Origin of the sequence: Streptomyces bullii (genome assembly GCF_042657145.1) — a bacterium.
Taxonomy (GTDB): domain Bacteria; phylum Actinomycetota; class Actinomycetes; order Streptomycetales; family Streptomycetaceae; genus Streptomyces; species Streptomyces bullii.
In genome coordinates this window covers 1-14,039 of sequence record NZ_JBHSNY010000030.1, presented here as the reverse complement: position 1 = coordinate 14,039, position 14,039 = coordinate 1, and the positions used below count along the sequence as shown (strand labels likewise).

General features: G+C 66.8%; 14 protein-coding genes and 2 pseudogenes. 11 read left to right on the top strand and 5 right to left on the bottom strand.

The window, feature by feature from the left end:
* The 7 genes and pseudogenes from ACFPZJ_RS39450 to ACFPZJ_RS39420 form a co-directional block, all read left to right on the top strand.
* A pseudogene (locus ACFPZJ_RS39450) lies at positions 1–99 on the top strand (IS5/IS1182 family transposase); the annotation flags it as partial.
* A gap of 274 nt (positions 100–373) precedes the next feature.
* Positions 374–1,486 (top strand): YncE family protein, encoded by a 1,113-nt coding sequence (locus tag ACFPZJ_RS39445; RefSeq protein WP_381031867.1) that lies wholly within the window; start codon positions 374–376, stop codon positions 1,484–1,486.
* A 248-nt stretch (positions 1,487–1,734) separates the two neighbouring features.
* Positions 1,735–2,268 carry a hypothetical protein gene (locus ACFPZJ_RS39440; RefSeq protein ID WP_381031866.1) on the top strand — a complete coding sequence of 178 codons (534 nt, stop codon included), beginning with the start codon at positions 1,735–1,737 and terminating at the stop codon, positions 2,266–2,268.
* Positions 2,261–3,382 carry a winged helix-turn-helix domain-containing protein gene (locus ACFPZJ_RS39435; protein WP_381031864.1) on the top strand — a complete coding sequence of 374 codons (1,122 nt, stop codon included), beginning with the start codon at positions 2,261–2,263 and terminating at the stop codon, positions 3,380–3,382. The genes ACFPZJ_RS39440 and ACFPZJ_RS39435 overlap by 8 nt, the downstream gene beginning before the upstream one ends.
* Positions 3,379–4,650 (top strand): MFS transporter, encoded by a 1,272-nt coding sequence (locus tag ACFPZJ_RS39430; protein WP_381031862.1) that lies wholly within the window; start codon positions 3,379–3,381, stop codon positions 4,648–4,650. The genes ACFPZJ_RS39435 and ACFPZJ_RS39430 overlap by 4 nt, the downstream gene beginning before the upstream one ends.
* A gap of 237 nt (positions 4,651–4,887) precedes the next feature.
* Positions 4,888–5,058 carry a hypothetical protein gene (locus ACFPZJ_RS39425; protein ID WP_381031860.1) on the top strand — a complete coding sequence of 57 codons (171 nt, stop codon included), beginning with the start codon at positions 4,888–4,890 and terminating at the stop codon, positions 5,056–5,058.
* Entirely contained in the window at positions 5,048–5,272 is a 225-nt protein-coding gene (locus ACFPZJ_RS39420) for a hypothetical protein (protein ID WP_381031858.1), read from the top strand. The genes ACFPZJ_RS39425 and ACFPZJ_RS39420 overlap by 11 nt, the downstream gene beginning before the upstream one ends.
* Before the next feature lie 152 nt (positions 5,273–5,424).
* On the opposite strand, the gene ACFPZJ_RS39415 is transcribed toward ACFPZJ_RS39420, so the two are convergent.
* Entirely contained in the window at positions 5,425–6,003 is a 579-nt protein-coding gene (locus tag ACFPZJ_RS39415; protein ID WP_381031857.1) for a DUF4240 domain-containing protein, read from the bottom strand.
* Positions 6,004–6,390: 387 nt separating this feature from the next.
* Here ACFPZJ_RS39415 and ACFPZJ_RS39410 point away from each other — a divergent pair, with 387 nt between their 5' ends.
* Together ACFPZJ_RS39410 and ACFPZJ_RS39405 are read left to right on the top strand one after the other, a co-directional pair.
* The gene (locus ACFPZJ_RS39410) at positions 6,391–6,558 is read left to right on the top strand and encodes a hypothetical protein (protein WP_381031855.1); all 168 of its coding nucleotides are present in this window, start codon (positions 6,391–6,393) and stop codon (positions 6,556–6,558) included.
* Between the two features lie 486 nt (positions 6,559–7,044).
* Positions 7,045–8,055: a hypothetical protein gene (locus tag ACFPZJ_RS39405; protein WP_381031853.1), complete on the top strand. Its 1,011-nt coding sequence runs from the start codon at positions 7,045–7,047 to the stop codon at positions 8,053–8,055.
* Positions 8,056–8,240: 185 nt separating this feature from the next.
* Here the strand turns inward: ACFPZJ_RS39405 and ACFPZJ_RS39400 are convergent, their stop codons facing one another.
* A complete protein-coding gene (locus tag ACFPZJ_RS39400) occupies positions 8,241–8,855 on the bottom strand; it encodes a hypothetical protein (protein ID WP_381031851.1) in 615 nt (204 codons plus the stop codon).
* 543 nt (positions 8,856–9,398) lie between these two features.
* On the opposite strand from ACFPZJ_RS39400, the gene ACFPZJ_RS39395 reads away from it, so the two are divergent.
* Positions 9,399–10,055 (top strand): HNH endonuclease family protein, encoded by a 657-nt coding sequence (locus ACFPZJ_RS39395; RefSeq protein WP_381031849.1) that lies wholly within the window; start codon positions 9,399–9,401, stop codon positions 10,053–10,055.
* Complete coding sequence (locus ACFPZJ_RS39390; protein WP_381031847.1) at positions 9,976–10,662, top strand: putative dsRNA-binding protein; 687 nt, start codon at positions 9,976–9,978, stop codon at positions 10,660–10,662. Before ACFPZJ_RS39395 ends, ACFPZJ_RS39390 begins: the two co-directional genes overlap by 80 nt.
* 758 nt (positions 10,663–11,420) lie before the next feature.
* Here ACFPZJ_RS39390 and ACFPZJ_RS39385 read toward each other — a convergent pair.
* The 3 genes and pseudogenes from ACFPZJ_RS39385 to ACFPZJ_RS39375 all read right to left on the bottom strand — a co-directional run bounded on the left by ACFPZJ_RS39385 (position 11,421) and on the right by ACFPZJ_RS39375 (position 13,814).
* Positions 11,421–11,618 carry a hypothetical protein gene (locus tag ACFPZJ_RS39385; RefSeq protein ID WP_381031845.1) on the bottom strand — a complete coding sequence of 66 codons (198 nt, stop codon included), beginning with the start codon at positions 11,616–11,618 and terminating at the stop codon, positions 11,421–11,423.
* A gap of 315 nt (positions 11,619–11,933) precedes the next feature.
* Entirely contained in the window at positions 11,934–12,731 is a 798-nt protein-coding gene (locus ACFPZJ_RS39380) for an SAM-dependent methyltransferase (protein ID WP_381031844.1), read from the bottom strand.
* Between the two features lie 94 nt (positions 12,732–12,825).
* Positions 12,826–13,814 (bottom strand): annotated as a pseudogene (locus ACFPZJ_RS39375) (L-histidine N(alpha)-methyltransferase).
* Positions 13,815–14,039: the final 225 nt, after the last annotated feature.

Here is a 14,039-nt window from a genome sequence, read left to right as displayed (position 1 = left end):
AACTGGAAGATTCTGCGGGACTGCCGGCTCAAGAGCAACGGCGTTCACCAGGCCATGCTCGGCATCGCCCGGCTCCACAACCTGGCCCTCACCGGATAACTCACACCCCATACGGGACAACCTCTAGGCAGCGGCGCGGTCCATCAATCGCAGCTCTTGAGCACAGAGTGCGCCCCGAACTTGGCGGATCATGTGGCGCTGTGCGGGCACGGCGTCGGGTCGGCTGCAAGTCGTTGTTCCGGCCCTGCACGTGACGATCCCTCTGCTGCTCTCGATGTCAAGAGCTCCGCTTTCGGACAAACACTTGAGTGGCGTAGGCATGTGCCAGCTGTGGCGCATAGCGTCGTTGGTGAAGCCTCAACCGCCACTGCACGTGGCGGAAGCCAACAGTTGGAGACAGCGTGAGGTTGAGATCTACTCCACCGACACCGATTCCGGACAGATCACGGTCATCCGCAAGGACGGGCCCTCCTCCCACAAGGTCGTCAAGGAGATCGCCGTTGGCAATGCTCCTCGTGGGGCCGTGAAGTTCACCCGCGACGGACGAGGCTTCGTCTCGAACACAAGCACCAACACAGTCTCCGAGTTGGACGCTCTGACCCGCCGCGAGGTCGCGCGGATCACCGTCGGTTCCGGCCCTCGCGGTCTGGGGATCGTGCCCGGCGAACGCTATCTGCTGGTATCCAACTCCGGCTCCAACACGGTCTCCGTCGTGGACCTGGAGTCTCGCACCGAGCTCACTCAGGTTGCGGTGGCCCGCGACCCCCGCCACATGGCCATCAGCAAGGACGGCCGGTTCGCGTACGTGTGCATTTGGGGCTCGGGCTACATCTCCAAGCTCGATCTCAGCGGCCTGACAGCCGAGGGGCGGCCGGAGTCGATCCGCGAGATCGCCCGTATCCACATCGGAGAGGACTCCTTCCCCTACAGTCTGAATATCGACCGCACCGGCAAGCGCGCCTACGTCGCCTGCAACGCGATCGAGGCACTGCCCGTCATCGACCTGGAGACGGACACCGTCATCGCCAAGGTCCCGGTCAAGAGCGACGGTGGCCGTGCCGTCGCCTTCACTGCCGACAACGCCTTCGCGCTCCTGTCCCTGGAGCGTATTTCGCAGATCGCAGTGGTGGACACCGAGGAACTCACAACCACCCGGTACATACCTGTCGGCCCCGGCCCTCGCGGGATCGCGGTCGACGAGAGCGACAACACCGTGTACTGCGGTCTGTTCGCCAGGACGGTTCCGGACGACGACGATCAGGTCCAGTTCAAGTTCAGCCCGCACAGCCTGAGCGTGGTTCACCTCGACGGCGTGGACCTCTCGCTGCCGGCGGAAGAGGGCGGCAACGTCCAGTACGACGAGATCAAGGTCGGCTTCGGGCCCTGCAGCGTCTCGGTATTCGACTCCGCGCAGGTCAGCTACGACGAGGGCAAGCTCAACGAGGCGGCCGCCCGGCTGAGTGACAACGCTCCGGCCAAGCTGTAACTCTGAGCATGTACAGGTGAGTTCGTGAAATCCGGCCCCCGCAGGTTCCAGCCTGCGGGGGCCCTCGAATCAACGGAAAGTGATGCTCCTTGCCAGTCGACGTGCGCTTCAGGCGACTCCACGCATGGTCGCTCCTGCCGGCTAAGCATGCAGTCGATCGGCAAAGCAGCCGTGCCACTGCAGCGATCTACCGGGAGAACTTCCGCTTCGTCCGAGCGGAACGTCGTCCGGAGCATTGTGCTCCGTGGGTGATGGGCAAAGAGCTCGGATGGGAAGTGCCCAGCCCCGTCGATGTGGCCTTCTCACCGCTCGACCAGATCGAGTTGGACGGCGTGACCGACCCCGAAGCAGCCGGCCGGGCCGCGAACCGCACGGAGCTGTGGCAACGGGAGAAGTCACATCTGGCGGTGGAGAAGACGTCCTGGCTGCACTTGCACCAGTTCTCCACTGCTCGTGGCTGGGAGAACATGTTCCTTGTCAACGGAGCTGGAAGCGTCGAATGGCGCCTGGGCTGGGCTGCTGAGATTCCCCGCGGCTACTTTCTCCTGGTGCTTCCCCTGGAAGGCATCGCCGGCCTTGAGGTACCGGTGGGAATCCTCTCCAGCACGGTCCTGACCCGGGCCAGCCAGGAACACGGCGTGAGCATCGCGGTACGGCCAACGGCTCCGGTCAACGTGCGCCGAGGCCAGCCGATCGCCCGAGTGGTGCTCCTGCACGCTGATTCACTACAGGCCCGGGGCTTGAACGACGACTTGGCGGGGGCGGCATCCGTCAGTGATTGAGCTCTCGCTGGACCAAGCCCGGTCAGTCGCTGTCACGGCTCAGGGCCTGCACACCACGTCGCGCCCCCTACCCGCAGGCGACGTCCTGGGCCGCCTCGGCGGCATCCAGCTCGACACGATCAGCGTGGTGCGACGCTCCCACGAACTCGTCCAACTTGCCCGCGGCGTCCCCGTCGCCGAAGCCCAGCAGCTGATCAGTGAGTCAGACCCGCCGAAACTGTTCGAGTACTGGGCCCATGCCGCATCGCTGATTCCGCTCAGCCTCTGGCCACTGTTCGCTTTCCGACGCCGAAGCTATGCGGTGAAGGGTTGGACCGGGCCCACCATCGACCCGGCCGCGGTCAGTCACGTCCGGTCCGTTGTGGCCGAACGCGGCCCGGTCACCATCACCGACCTTGGCGGGGCGAAAGGAAGCGGTTGGGAGCGGTCCTCGGCCAACAAGTGGGCTCTGGAATGGCTGCTGGCCATCGGCGAACTCGCCTGCATACACCGGCGAGGCTGGCAGCGCGTCTACCAGAGCGCCGAAGCTGTGATCCCCGATGACCTCATTCACGCCGAGCCAGACGAATCGGAGTGCCTGCGCTCGCTGACGCGACTGGCCCTGCAGGCACTCGGCGTCGCAACCGCAGACGATGTCGCCGACTACTTCCGCCTGCCGCCCCGGAAAGTCACCGCATGTCTGACCGCGTTGGAGGAGGCCGAGCCTGTGAAGGTCGAAGGATGGGAGCAACCAGCCTGGGCCTCACGCGCAGCACTCAACCCGCCGCAGCTGGACCACGAAGCGTGTACGCCTCTCTCCCCCTTCGACTCCCTGATCTGGCACCGGCCGCGCATGCGGCGGCTCTTCGGCGTCGAGTACCTGCTGGAAGCGTACAAACCCGCGGCCGCGCGTGAGTGCGGCTACTTCGGCATGCCGGTACTCGTCGGCAGCTCGATAGTTGGTCGCATTGCGGTCCGCGTCAGCAAAGGCATCGCCGTGGTCGAAGGGCATCAGCTCGTCGACGGCCAGGACCGTGCCCACTTGAACCGGGCTCTTGCGGTCATCTGCCAGTGGGCGCAGGCACTGAAAACCCCCACTCTCCACTTCCCGCCGCACGTTGGAGCATCCGCGTGAGCACTTCGACCGCACCCTCCTACCGAGGCAGTCTCGCGGTTCCCAAGGCCAAGCAGGTCCTCGCGCTCGGCATCCTGAGCCGGCTGCCCTCCGGTCTGATCCCGTTCGCAGCGCTGATCGCTTTCACCCAGCACTACGGCATCGGGATCGCCGGCCTTGCTTCCGCCGCTCTGATGCTCGCCATCGCCATCCCCGGCCCCGCCCGTGCACGATGGTGCTCCAGCCGTGGCTCGGCCATGGTCCTCCTCATGGCACTGTCGAGCGTGCTGCTGTTCGCTGCTGCGGCGGCCGCGATCAGCGTGAGCCGTTGGCAGATACCGCTTGCGCTCACCGCGGCGGCAGGTGCACTGTTCCCGCCCCTTACCCCCAGCCTGCGGGCCGCCTGGTCCCGGTTGATGCCTGACAAGCAGCACCTTCAGAGCATCCACGCGCTGGACTCGACCATCGAGGAACTGACGTTCGTCGTTGCTCCCCTGCTGGGAACCGCTGCCATGGCACTCACCGACGCCCGCTGGGTGCTCGTTGCCAGTGCGTACCTCCTCCTGCCCGCAGCCCTCGGCCTCGCCGGCGTGCTGCGGGCCCTGCCCGGAACCGAGGTGCATGCGCCCCCCAGCTCCGAGTCGGGAACGCGGCGCAGGTCGATCATCCGGACACGTGACGGCCAGGGCATCACGGTCCCGGTCATTGTGCTCGGGCTCTGCGGAGGCGGCCTGACCGTAGTCATCCCGGCCGCCTCCGCCGACTTCGGCAACGTCATCTCATCCGGCTACTCATTCGCCGCATTCTCACTGGGCGGCCTGGTCGGCGGACTGGCATACGGACGCAGGAAATGGAACACATCCCTGCGAACGCGCTACACAGCAGCCACGGCATGCCTCGCGGCCGGCGCACTACTGCTGGCCGCCCTCTCGCATTCCCCGCTGGCCATCCTGGCTGTCTTCTGCGTCGGCCTTCCTATGACCCCCATTTTCGTGATCGCCTACATCCTCGTCGACGAACGGATCGCCCCCTCGCGGCATGCGGAAGCCAACGCGTGGCTTGGCTCGGGCTACAACCTGGGATCCGCAGCAGGCTCTGCCCTTGGCGGTCAGTTGCTCGCTCTAACCGGGCCAGGCCTTGTGGCCACCTCCCTCGCTGGCGTAGCGCTCATCGCAGCTGGTATCGCTCGGCGGCTACCGGGCAAGCCGTCGCCTATCGAGAGCGCAGTACCGAAGAGGCCGCTGCCTGAACCCCCAGAGCCCTCCAGCAACGCGACGCAGACCAGCTAGGCCCGCCTGAGCCAGGGAGGTGCGAGGACTTGGGCAATAGATCACCCCGTGTATTGGCCATCAAGGTCAAAGGTCTGCGAAGGACGGTCAGGTCCAGCCGGATCGTCTGTGGCTCCGTCCCAAGGCTTCGGCGTAGTCGGGTGCTGTCCGGTTCACGCAGGGTTTGCCGCGCCTCGCGGTGCTCCGAGAGCGGGGCGGGTACATGTGTCCAGGCCTTGACCAGCAACAATGGTCCTCATGGACATTGTCGTTGAGATCCATGTGCCCCTCAGGGAAGCCCCAGGCGCTCCGGAAGGTTCCTATCCCTTCCCGTGGATCGACCAGGTCGAGGACTTCCTCGCTGAGCAGGAGGCGGCTGAGGTGCATGACGATGGCGAGGAGTACGACGGGGTATTTCTTGGCGGGTGATCTCGGCAGCGCCGTGCGCTTCCTGCCATCCGCGCAGTGCGCCTTCCGCGAGGACGCCGTACTGCCGCTCGTAGGCGGCCATGGCAGCGAGGTCGCCACGGTCACGGATCGCGATGACCTCCGCCAGCGAGGCTGCGGTCACGGGCTGGCGCTGAGGTCCTTGCAGGTCGACCTGGCGCAGGGCCCATTCCTCGCCGTCGAGCTCGAAGTATGACCAGACATCGCTCTCGCCGTGGTAGGCGCGGATCCACAGCATCACGATCACATGATCTCTTGGTGAGGAGAAGGCGCGTTCGGAGAGGCCCACGGGCCGACCGCTTCCCGTTGATACACCTGCGACGCCGTCCGACTTGTTTAAGCGAACGCTCACAGAGGAAACAACACGCTCAGTCTCGGCAGCTTGCGTGCTGCCTCGTCCTCGCGTCGCACGTCCCACCGCTGACCGAGCGGCCCTGAACTGGCCTCTCCATCATCCTGTTCGGCGTCGACAGCCGCATAAAACGCGTCGCCGCAGTCATCTTCTACACCGGTCAGGACCCCGTACGCCTCCATCGCGACATAGTCGAGAGACTCCCACCCGGGCCACTCGTCGTTCCACATCTCCCTTGGACGGCCCACCAGGCGCTGGACCTCCGGAGCGTCGGCCAGGGAGTCCGGATCAGCCACTGCCCGTGAGAAGGCATCCCTGCCAAGCCCCACCATCCACAGGCCGAAGTAGCAGAAGCCGTCATCGGAACACCAGCCGCCGAAGATCCGGTCCGCCGCTGCCCACAGGTCCCAGGTGAACGCTTCGTGCGTCACCTCGTCCAAGCGCACCTGGAACTGCACGACCTCAGCCAGCGACCTTCGCGACAGTTCGCCACGCAGCCACGCAAGCCGTTCGTCCGGGCCCTGCGCCTGACGCCGGCACTCCTCGATGAGCCCCCAGAAGGAATCAATGTCCACAGCAGCACTGTGCCAGGCACCTCTGACAACGCATGGTCGACGGACTATGTTCGAGCGGTGGAGAATCCGTAGATCATCATCAAACTCACCCCGGATCAGGCGCTGGTCCTGTCGAACTGGCTGGAGCAGGTGCAGATGACAGACCTCAGTCGTATCGTCGACGATGCGGCGGTCTGGGCACCCTCCACCGCATTGCCGGAACGCTCGACAAGTCGCTGCCGGAGATCTTTGCGGCGGACTACGCCGAACGTCCGGAGGCGGCCCGCAGCAGGCTTCGTCCAGACCTGGACGACAGCGCCAGTGACGAGGAGGGTGCGGACGCATGAAGCCCCTCTCGGGGATGACTGAACGCGAGAGTACTTCGCCAGCGTCGGCCGACGTCCCGGCATGTTCGTCGGCAAGGCCTCCTTCCACATGCTGACCGCGTTCCTGACCGGTTATGACCAGCATGCTCTCCGGCACGGTGGGCCCGGGCTCACCGGCTGGCACGACTGGCTCGTCGCCCGTCGCGGACGCGACTGCAACCACGCCTGGCCCGCCAGGTCCTCCACATAGCCCTCCCGAACGGCTGGGACGCCTCCTGGGATCTTCCGCCTGAGGACGAACAGCACGCGATCAAGGTCCTTTTCGAGCTCCTCGACGAGTTCGCTGGCGAGCGCGAAGCAGCGCAGGACTGCAGACCTCAGATTGAGTGAGACGCCGCGCCGCACCGCGTCTCACTCAACACGACTCATCGCTGGTCACAGCCCCGACGTGGTTCACCTTCACTGAGACGGGACACCTGAGGCTCAGCACCAGGCTGCTTCCCTGCAACGCCCACGTTCGGGTGATATCGAGTCGCGTACTCACACGCTGGCTACGCTGCCTCCAATCGGCCGTGGTCGGGCCGTGTTCCCCCTGGATGCTGTCGGTCCATTGAGCGTCCTGCAGCGGGGAGCGAAGGAGCCCAGCTTCACGCCGCGGTCTCGCATCACCAGACACTCGGGAACGGCTCGATCGCCGTACCGGAGGGCCGAACGGTACGGGGAAACAGGACCTCCCATGCGCCGTGTCCGGACAAGCCGGCTCGCCAGCCATCGCCAGCTCTACACGAACGAGACGTACCAGCAAGCCCGGGACCTGCTGAACCCCGGGCAAGCGCCCATTCCCGCCGCCGGTGGCGTGGAGCAGCGCAACTTCGAGGCCGACCTCTTCCACCAAGTCCTCGACTCGTACACAGACTTCAGCGCCTACCCCTTCGGGATCCGGTGCGTCCGTCCACAGCCCGACACGATCGAGCTGGTCGTTGAGAACGAGCAGCGCGCCAGAAGGCTGCTGACATGGCTGCTTCCTTCCTACGAACCAGGCGGCGAAATCCACGGCATGCCGGGACTACGGATCCGGCAGCGCACGCGCAGGGGCGTCGAGCTGCATATCACGGGCCGACGCACCTCCGCCTGGCTAACCGGGCCGGACCCGAAGATCTGGAAGCGCACGGAGACAGAGAGCCTCGAGCACGCTGCGGACCTCGGGTGGAAGGCCCTGTGGCGCGGGCCAGAGAAGTGGTCAGTGGAAGAGCTGTCGTTCGAGCAGCAGTGGAATACAGGCGAGTGGACAAGGCAGTTCCGATCCGGCGCCTGGAGTGCAAGCGGACTCCTACGGCGCATCGGCCTCTTCCACACACTCACAGCCGCCGACGCTGTCACCGGCTACAAGGGGCTGGGCATCAACGGCTACGACGGCAGCGGGCCGGTGCGATGGTGCCTGGACATCATCCACCGCTCCGGTGTCTGCTATCAGAAGCAGGAGCTGGTCAGCGCGGTGACGGATCCGGAATTCGGGCTGCCTGTCGCCCGAGCGGGACATCTGGATGCGATCTACCCACCAGAGACCATGAAGAACTGGATCCGTCTCGACGATGAGGCCCGTACGGGCCTCATCGAACTCCGCTTCACCACCTGCAACTATGAGCAGCTACAGGTGAACTCCCCCGATCCGAAGTACCAGGCGATCGCCGAAGCAGTCGAGCGGCGGGTCAGCACTGCAACTCAGCGCCGCCACAACTCCCACTGACACTCCGCCACCTGGTAGGTCAAGGTCGTTCGGCGCTCCCCCAGAGGGCAGCGCCGTACGGTCAGCCGTCCTCGCCCCGGAGCGCCAGGACCGCGTCGCCCAGCCGGACATCCCAGCCGCGACGCACCTGCACCGCATCGGCCCCCGCAATGCCCGCCTGCGGATCGGTCAGTGCCCGGGCGACGTCACCGCAAAAAGGGAAGCTGCCCCATGTCAGTTCCCACCAGCCCCCATGCCCCCAAAGACGCCGACCTGGGCCACCTCCCCACTCGCTCGTACGATCCAACGGGTCCATGAACCAGCGCCCAGTTCCTCCCCGGTTCGCGCAGCCCGATCCGCGACATCAGGCCTGACAAAAGAACCGATGCGTCGTCCGTCATCGGCGGAACATCCGCAAGGGCCTCTTGCTCCGCGGCGGTCAGTTCCTGCTGCACGTTCCACACTCGGTCTCCATCGAAGTCGCCGCCGAAAGGAGAGATCGGTGGGCGGTCAGTGACCGTCATCCGTGCACCAATGACTACATGCCGCAGCAGGAACGAGTCCGCCGTTGTTTCCTCCAGGCGCAGGCCGGGCAGGCCCATCGGCCTGCCCCGGGGAACCAAGTACTGAAGCACATTGGATGGGGTCGGTGTGATCAGCACCAAGTTGTCGGCCCTGGGGGAGAGGACCAGGTCGTAGTGGGTAACGGAGGCCATAGCCCACGTGCCCGGCCATTGCTGCAGGCGCCCTCCGTTGAAGATCCCGAGGGCGAGCAACGCCCGGAGCCGCAGTTGGCCTGGGTCATGCGTGTCGAAGCCCAAGTGGCCACAGCCGCGGGGAATGCCACGCGCAGCTGCCTGCGTGTGCTCACCGGAGTAGGAGCAACGGGTCGTGCACGCGGAACGACGACGGGAGTGAGGCATGCCAAAGTCCTTGAAGCTGCCCGGCCAGCAGACAGAGACACAGATCGGTGATCACTCAAGACAGGAGCGACGCGGGCGCCCCACACCCTCATCTGCAGATCAGTGACAGCCTGGAATCACAGACATGCGCGCCGGGTCGTCGCCAACCGGCAGGAACGTCACCATACCCGTCATCCGAGCGATCAACTGAGCACTGGCGCGCTGTGTCGCCGACCCCCTGACAACACGGCAGTGGCACCACCCTGGTCACGACCAGATGCACCGGCGGCAAGGAGCACGTCGTACGCGGCGAGGGACCACACCAGATGCGCTGCGGTGACCCAGGAAGCACGCCCGATGAGGAACGCAGGAGGTTGAGCCGGTGTGACCATTCCACTCACACGGACGGCGCTTTCGGGAAAGCGCTGATCGCGCCCCACCCCGTGCCGCTATCACCGGTGCATGGTCAAAGCTGTGCTGCGCGGCCTGGCCGCCGCCCTCGTGGTCCTGTGCACCACCGTCTCCTCACCCGCCCACGCTGCAGAGACACTGTCCCTGTCCGAAGCCGTCGCCCACCTGCCGCTCGGGACGGAGTCCCGCGACGGCTACAGCCGTGAGAGCTTCCGCCACTGGAACGCCGGCGATGCCCCGGCTGACGGCTGCCACACCCGCTCCGAGGTCCTCATCCACGAGGCCGTCGAACCCCCGCTGGTCGGACCGAACTGCCGCCTGGAGGGAGGGCGCTGGTGGTCCTACTACGACGCCATCTCGGTGACGCCGGCGTCCGGCCTGGACATCGACCACATGGTGCCCCTCGCTGAGGCATGGGACAGCGGGGCGTCGGCCTGGACAGCGCAGCGCCGCGAGCGCTACGCCAACGACCAGGGCCAGGAAGCCTCGCTGGTTGCTGTCACCGCCCGCTCGAACAGGAGCAAAGTAGACCAGGACCCGGCGCAGTGGCTCCCTCCGGCCGCCGACGCACACTGCCGCTACGCCGCGGAGTGGGTGTCCACCAAGCTCCGCTGGAGCCTGGCCGCGGATGATGCCGAGGTTGCTGCCCTGCGGGAGCTGGCCGACGCCTGCCCGCAGCAGACCGTGGAGTACGAACTGGCCCCCTAACTCGGCCCCGCCCACCAGTTCCGCGTGTCGCAACTGGATCGCGAAGAGAGCTAGCTTGCTCCCTGCTCACGCCGGACCAGCGGGCTGGCTCTCCCGCAAAAGGAGGGCCAGCCCGCTGGTGTCACTGGACCAGGTGCCACAACAGCATGAGTGGCGAAGCGCCAATCGTGGCGTGACCCAGGAGCTCAGCGGTGGCCGTAACCCCGTGTCGATCGTCTACGAGTACGCCCAGGCCGGCCACATCACACGACCCGACTTCCGCGTCACGCAGCACGCCTCCGCCAGCTTCACCGTCACCGTCACCTGCACACACGACAATCGGCAACTCACCGGCACCGGAACGGGATCGAGCAAGGCGATCGCCCGCACTCAGGCCGCCGACGACCTGATGCGCGCCCTCCATCAGACCCTCGACGCCGACCACGACGCCCCCCGCCCAACCGGAGCCCGTCGCCGACGCCGAGCAGGACCCCGCGGCGGTGCCCCCGCCCGTGTTCGGGACCATGCGCACCGAGGAACCCCCCCACGGCGCTCCCGGCAACCGCCCAGGAACTGTTTGCCGCACGCGACGTCCTCGAGCGGGTCCTCGCCGACGGAGCGGCCGTGACCCTGCTGCCCTCCCGTCACCCCGCCCGCACCGCCCTGATGGTGTTCCGCCCCGACGGAGCCCCGCTGCCCGAAGCCGACGCGCCACCCCCACCACTGCAACCGGTCACCCGAGAACTCGTCCTTGCCGGGCCTGGCGGCATCATGCCGCGCCGCGCCACCGTGACCGGCATGGCCGTCCCCCTCTCACTCGGCCTGCACGTCCTCCTCACCTCCCACGAGGACGAGCACCCCTCTGCAACCGGATGGCGCCACGCCCTGCGCCTCGGCCTGAAGTGCGTGGCCCAGCAGCGAGTGCACTCCGCCCTGACCCCTGACGGCCAGGACTGCTGGCGCATCGGCCCCATCACCGACCCGCTGCGAAAGGCCACGGCTGCCGTGGCTGCCGCAATGGCCCCTGAGGGCCACTGCCTCCTCGCCGGCACCACTCCGGTACGCGTGCCGGCACCGGAACTCGCCGTATGGACCCTCCTCGACGCAGTCGCCGACACCATGCTCCGCAGCCCCGGCGCCGCCACCGTCCTCGGCCCCGCCCCCTACTGCGGCCCCCCATCTCAACCAGCCAGGCCGCAGCCGGAGCTGTGGGGCTGGGCGGACGCCATGGAGGACGCCGTCGACCCTCACCCCTCGCCCGCTCTGGCGCTGCGCATCAAGCAGCCCGACGGAGACGGGCCAGCTCCCGAGGTGCTGGCCGTGCTGCACCTCGAAGCCCCAGACGGGCAGGAGACCATCTCGGCGATCAGCGTCTGGGACGGACAATCACCCCGCGCCGAGCTCACGCCCGCGCTCCTGCCGGGGACACGCCGCATCCTGCGGCGCGCCGCGCGCCTCGTCCCACCTCTTGAGGACCTGGCCGCACAAGAACGTCCCAACCGCACCGCCCTGTCCGCACAAGACCTTGCCCAGCTCCACTTGCACGCCGCCGCCGAGCTCGCCGACCTCGGCATCGCCGTCCACTGGCCTCCCTCCCTCGCCGGAGCCCTGACCTCCACCGCGGTCGTGGGCCAGCCCACCCCCCAGGGACGGCAGGCTGCGCAACCGTCAGGCGGATACCTCACGCTTGAGCGATTGGGGGACTGCCTCTGGGACCATGCCCGCCCAGACGGGGTAGGCCAAGGCACCCGGACCGCGTGCGAAGCCCCGCACGCTGAGGCGAAGTGCCTGACGCGGCCGCAATGGCGTCCTCACGCCGTCTGGCGCAGGCGGACGCCTGCGAGGTCGGCCAGGACAAAAGGCCTGGTGCAACAACAAGCATCAAGCCGCGGACGGTGCTCAGCTGGTCTTGCGGGCCACAGCCCCGTAGATGTCGATCTCGGCGGATTTCGCCGATGGCGGCGTGTCCGGTCGCCACAACGAGACTTGGACCAGGCCGGGCTCGACCAGTTCGAAGCCGTCGAAGAGCCGCTCAATCTCGGCGCGGGACCGCAGATTGAGCGGGGCGGCGGTCCTGTTGTAGACGGCCTGGGCTTTGCTGCAATCGGCGAAGTCGCCCGTGGCGTGCGAGAGCACCAGGAAGCTGTCGACCGGCAGCGCGTCGCGCAGGGTGGCGATGACCTGCTCGGGCTTCTCTGTGCGCGTGAGGAAGTGGAGGACGGAAACCAGAAGCAGGGCGACCGGCTTGTCGAAGTCGATGACCTTGCGGACGCCGGGGTGGTCCACGATGGCCTGCGGGTCGCGGAGGTCGGCGAGCGCGACGCTGATCGCGTCAGAGCTGCGGAGCAGCGCATCTGCATGCGCCGTCACGATCGGATCGTTGTCGACGTACGCGACGCGCACGTCCGGCGCCATCTCGAGGGCGAGCTCGTGCACGTTTGGAGAGTGAGGCAGCCCAGTGCCGATGTCGAGGATCTGGCGGAGGCCGCTGCCGACAATGAAACGGACGGCGCGCTCCAAGAAGGCGCGGTTCGCTCGTGCCCCGAGTCGCACCTGGGGCGCGGCAGCGACGAGTTCGTCACCGGCCTGTTGGTCCACCTCGTAGTTGTCCTTGCCTCCCAGCAGGTAGTCGTAGATCCTCGCAGAGTGAGGCCTGCTGGTGTCGATCTTCGGGGCGTGTAAGCCGTGCTGTCTCAAGCGGCGTTCCTCTCGGCGATCGCCGCGGTCAGATTGCTGCGGGTGCCGGATGCGTTCTCGGCGTGAGGCGCCATCGTTTGTGGGACGAGGCACATCACGCGGCAGAAGTGACGTCGTCGGCGCGGGCGGCGAGGGCCAGGCCGAACAGGTCGTTCTGGTCAGACCACCAGTGCTTCAGTTCCAGCCCCGAGGCCGCCAGTTCGCGCTTCAGGGTGTGCTGTTGGAAGGTGGCGGAGACCTTGGTGCGCAGGTCCTCGCCGGCGGCGAAAGGCACCATGAGACCGATGCGGCGCAGGGTCACCGTCTGCGCTCGGCGTGACCGCAGCCGCATTTCGACCCACTGATTCGCTTCATCCCAAACCGCGACGTGCTCGAAGGCGGCGAGGTCGAAGTCGCCTCCCAGCTCCCTGTTCAGCCGGCGAAGAAGATTGGTATTGAACTGGGCACTGAGACCGGCCGCATCGTCGTACGCGCGACGGATGACGGAGGGGTGCTCCCCGAGGCCCATACTGAGCAGCAGACGGTCGCCCGGGCCGAGGCGGGCGGCGATGGAGTTCAGGAACCTGGCACGCTCGTGCGGCAGCAGGTTGGCGAAGGTTCCGCCGAGAATGGCCGTCAGGCGCGGTCCCCGTCGGCCGGTGGATGGTCCAGCGATTCCGTGAAGTCGGCGACAAGAGGAGTAACCGCCACAGCAGGGTACTCGGCTGCGAGGGCTTCGCTGGTTCGGCTCACGGCGCTGGAGCTCACATCGAAAGGCATGTAAGCGGTCAGCGTCCCGCGCAACGCGTCGAGCAGCAGACGCGTCCTCTCGGGCGCCCCAGAGCCAAGCTCGATGAGAGTTCGAGCGCCGGTAACGTCGGCAATGAAGGCGCGGGCGCCGGCGAGGAGGGATTGCTCAGCCCCGGTGATGTAGTACTCGGGGGCTTTCGCGATCTCTTCAAACAGGGCACTGCCATCCCCGTCGTAGAGCCACCTGGCCGGAATCTGCTTGGGGTGTCCGCTCAGTCCTCGGATGGCGGCCGACGCGAGATCGTCGAGCCGAGCGAATTGAGGAGGCGACAAGTTGGCTGGAGGGACAGGCATCGAGGTACGCCTCCCAGTGAGGGAGCTGACTTCGGATATGGCGGTCGCCACGGGGTCTCCTCCTTACAAGTCATCTCTTTTGGCTGGGTAGGCTGCCGGTTGTGGTGAGGATCGTTGAGCGGCTGGTGCCGGACGAGTTGTGGGAACTGTTCCAGCGGGTGGTGCCAGAGGCGCCGACCCGGCCTCAAGGCGGCGGTCGGCGTCGGCACGGTGATCGTGAGGTAC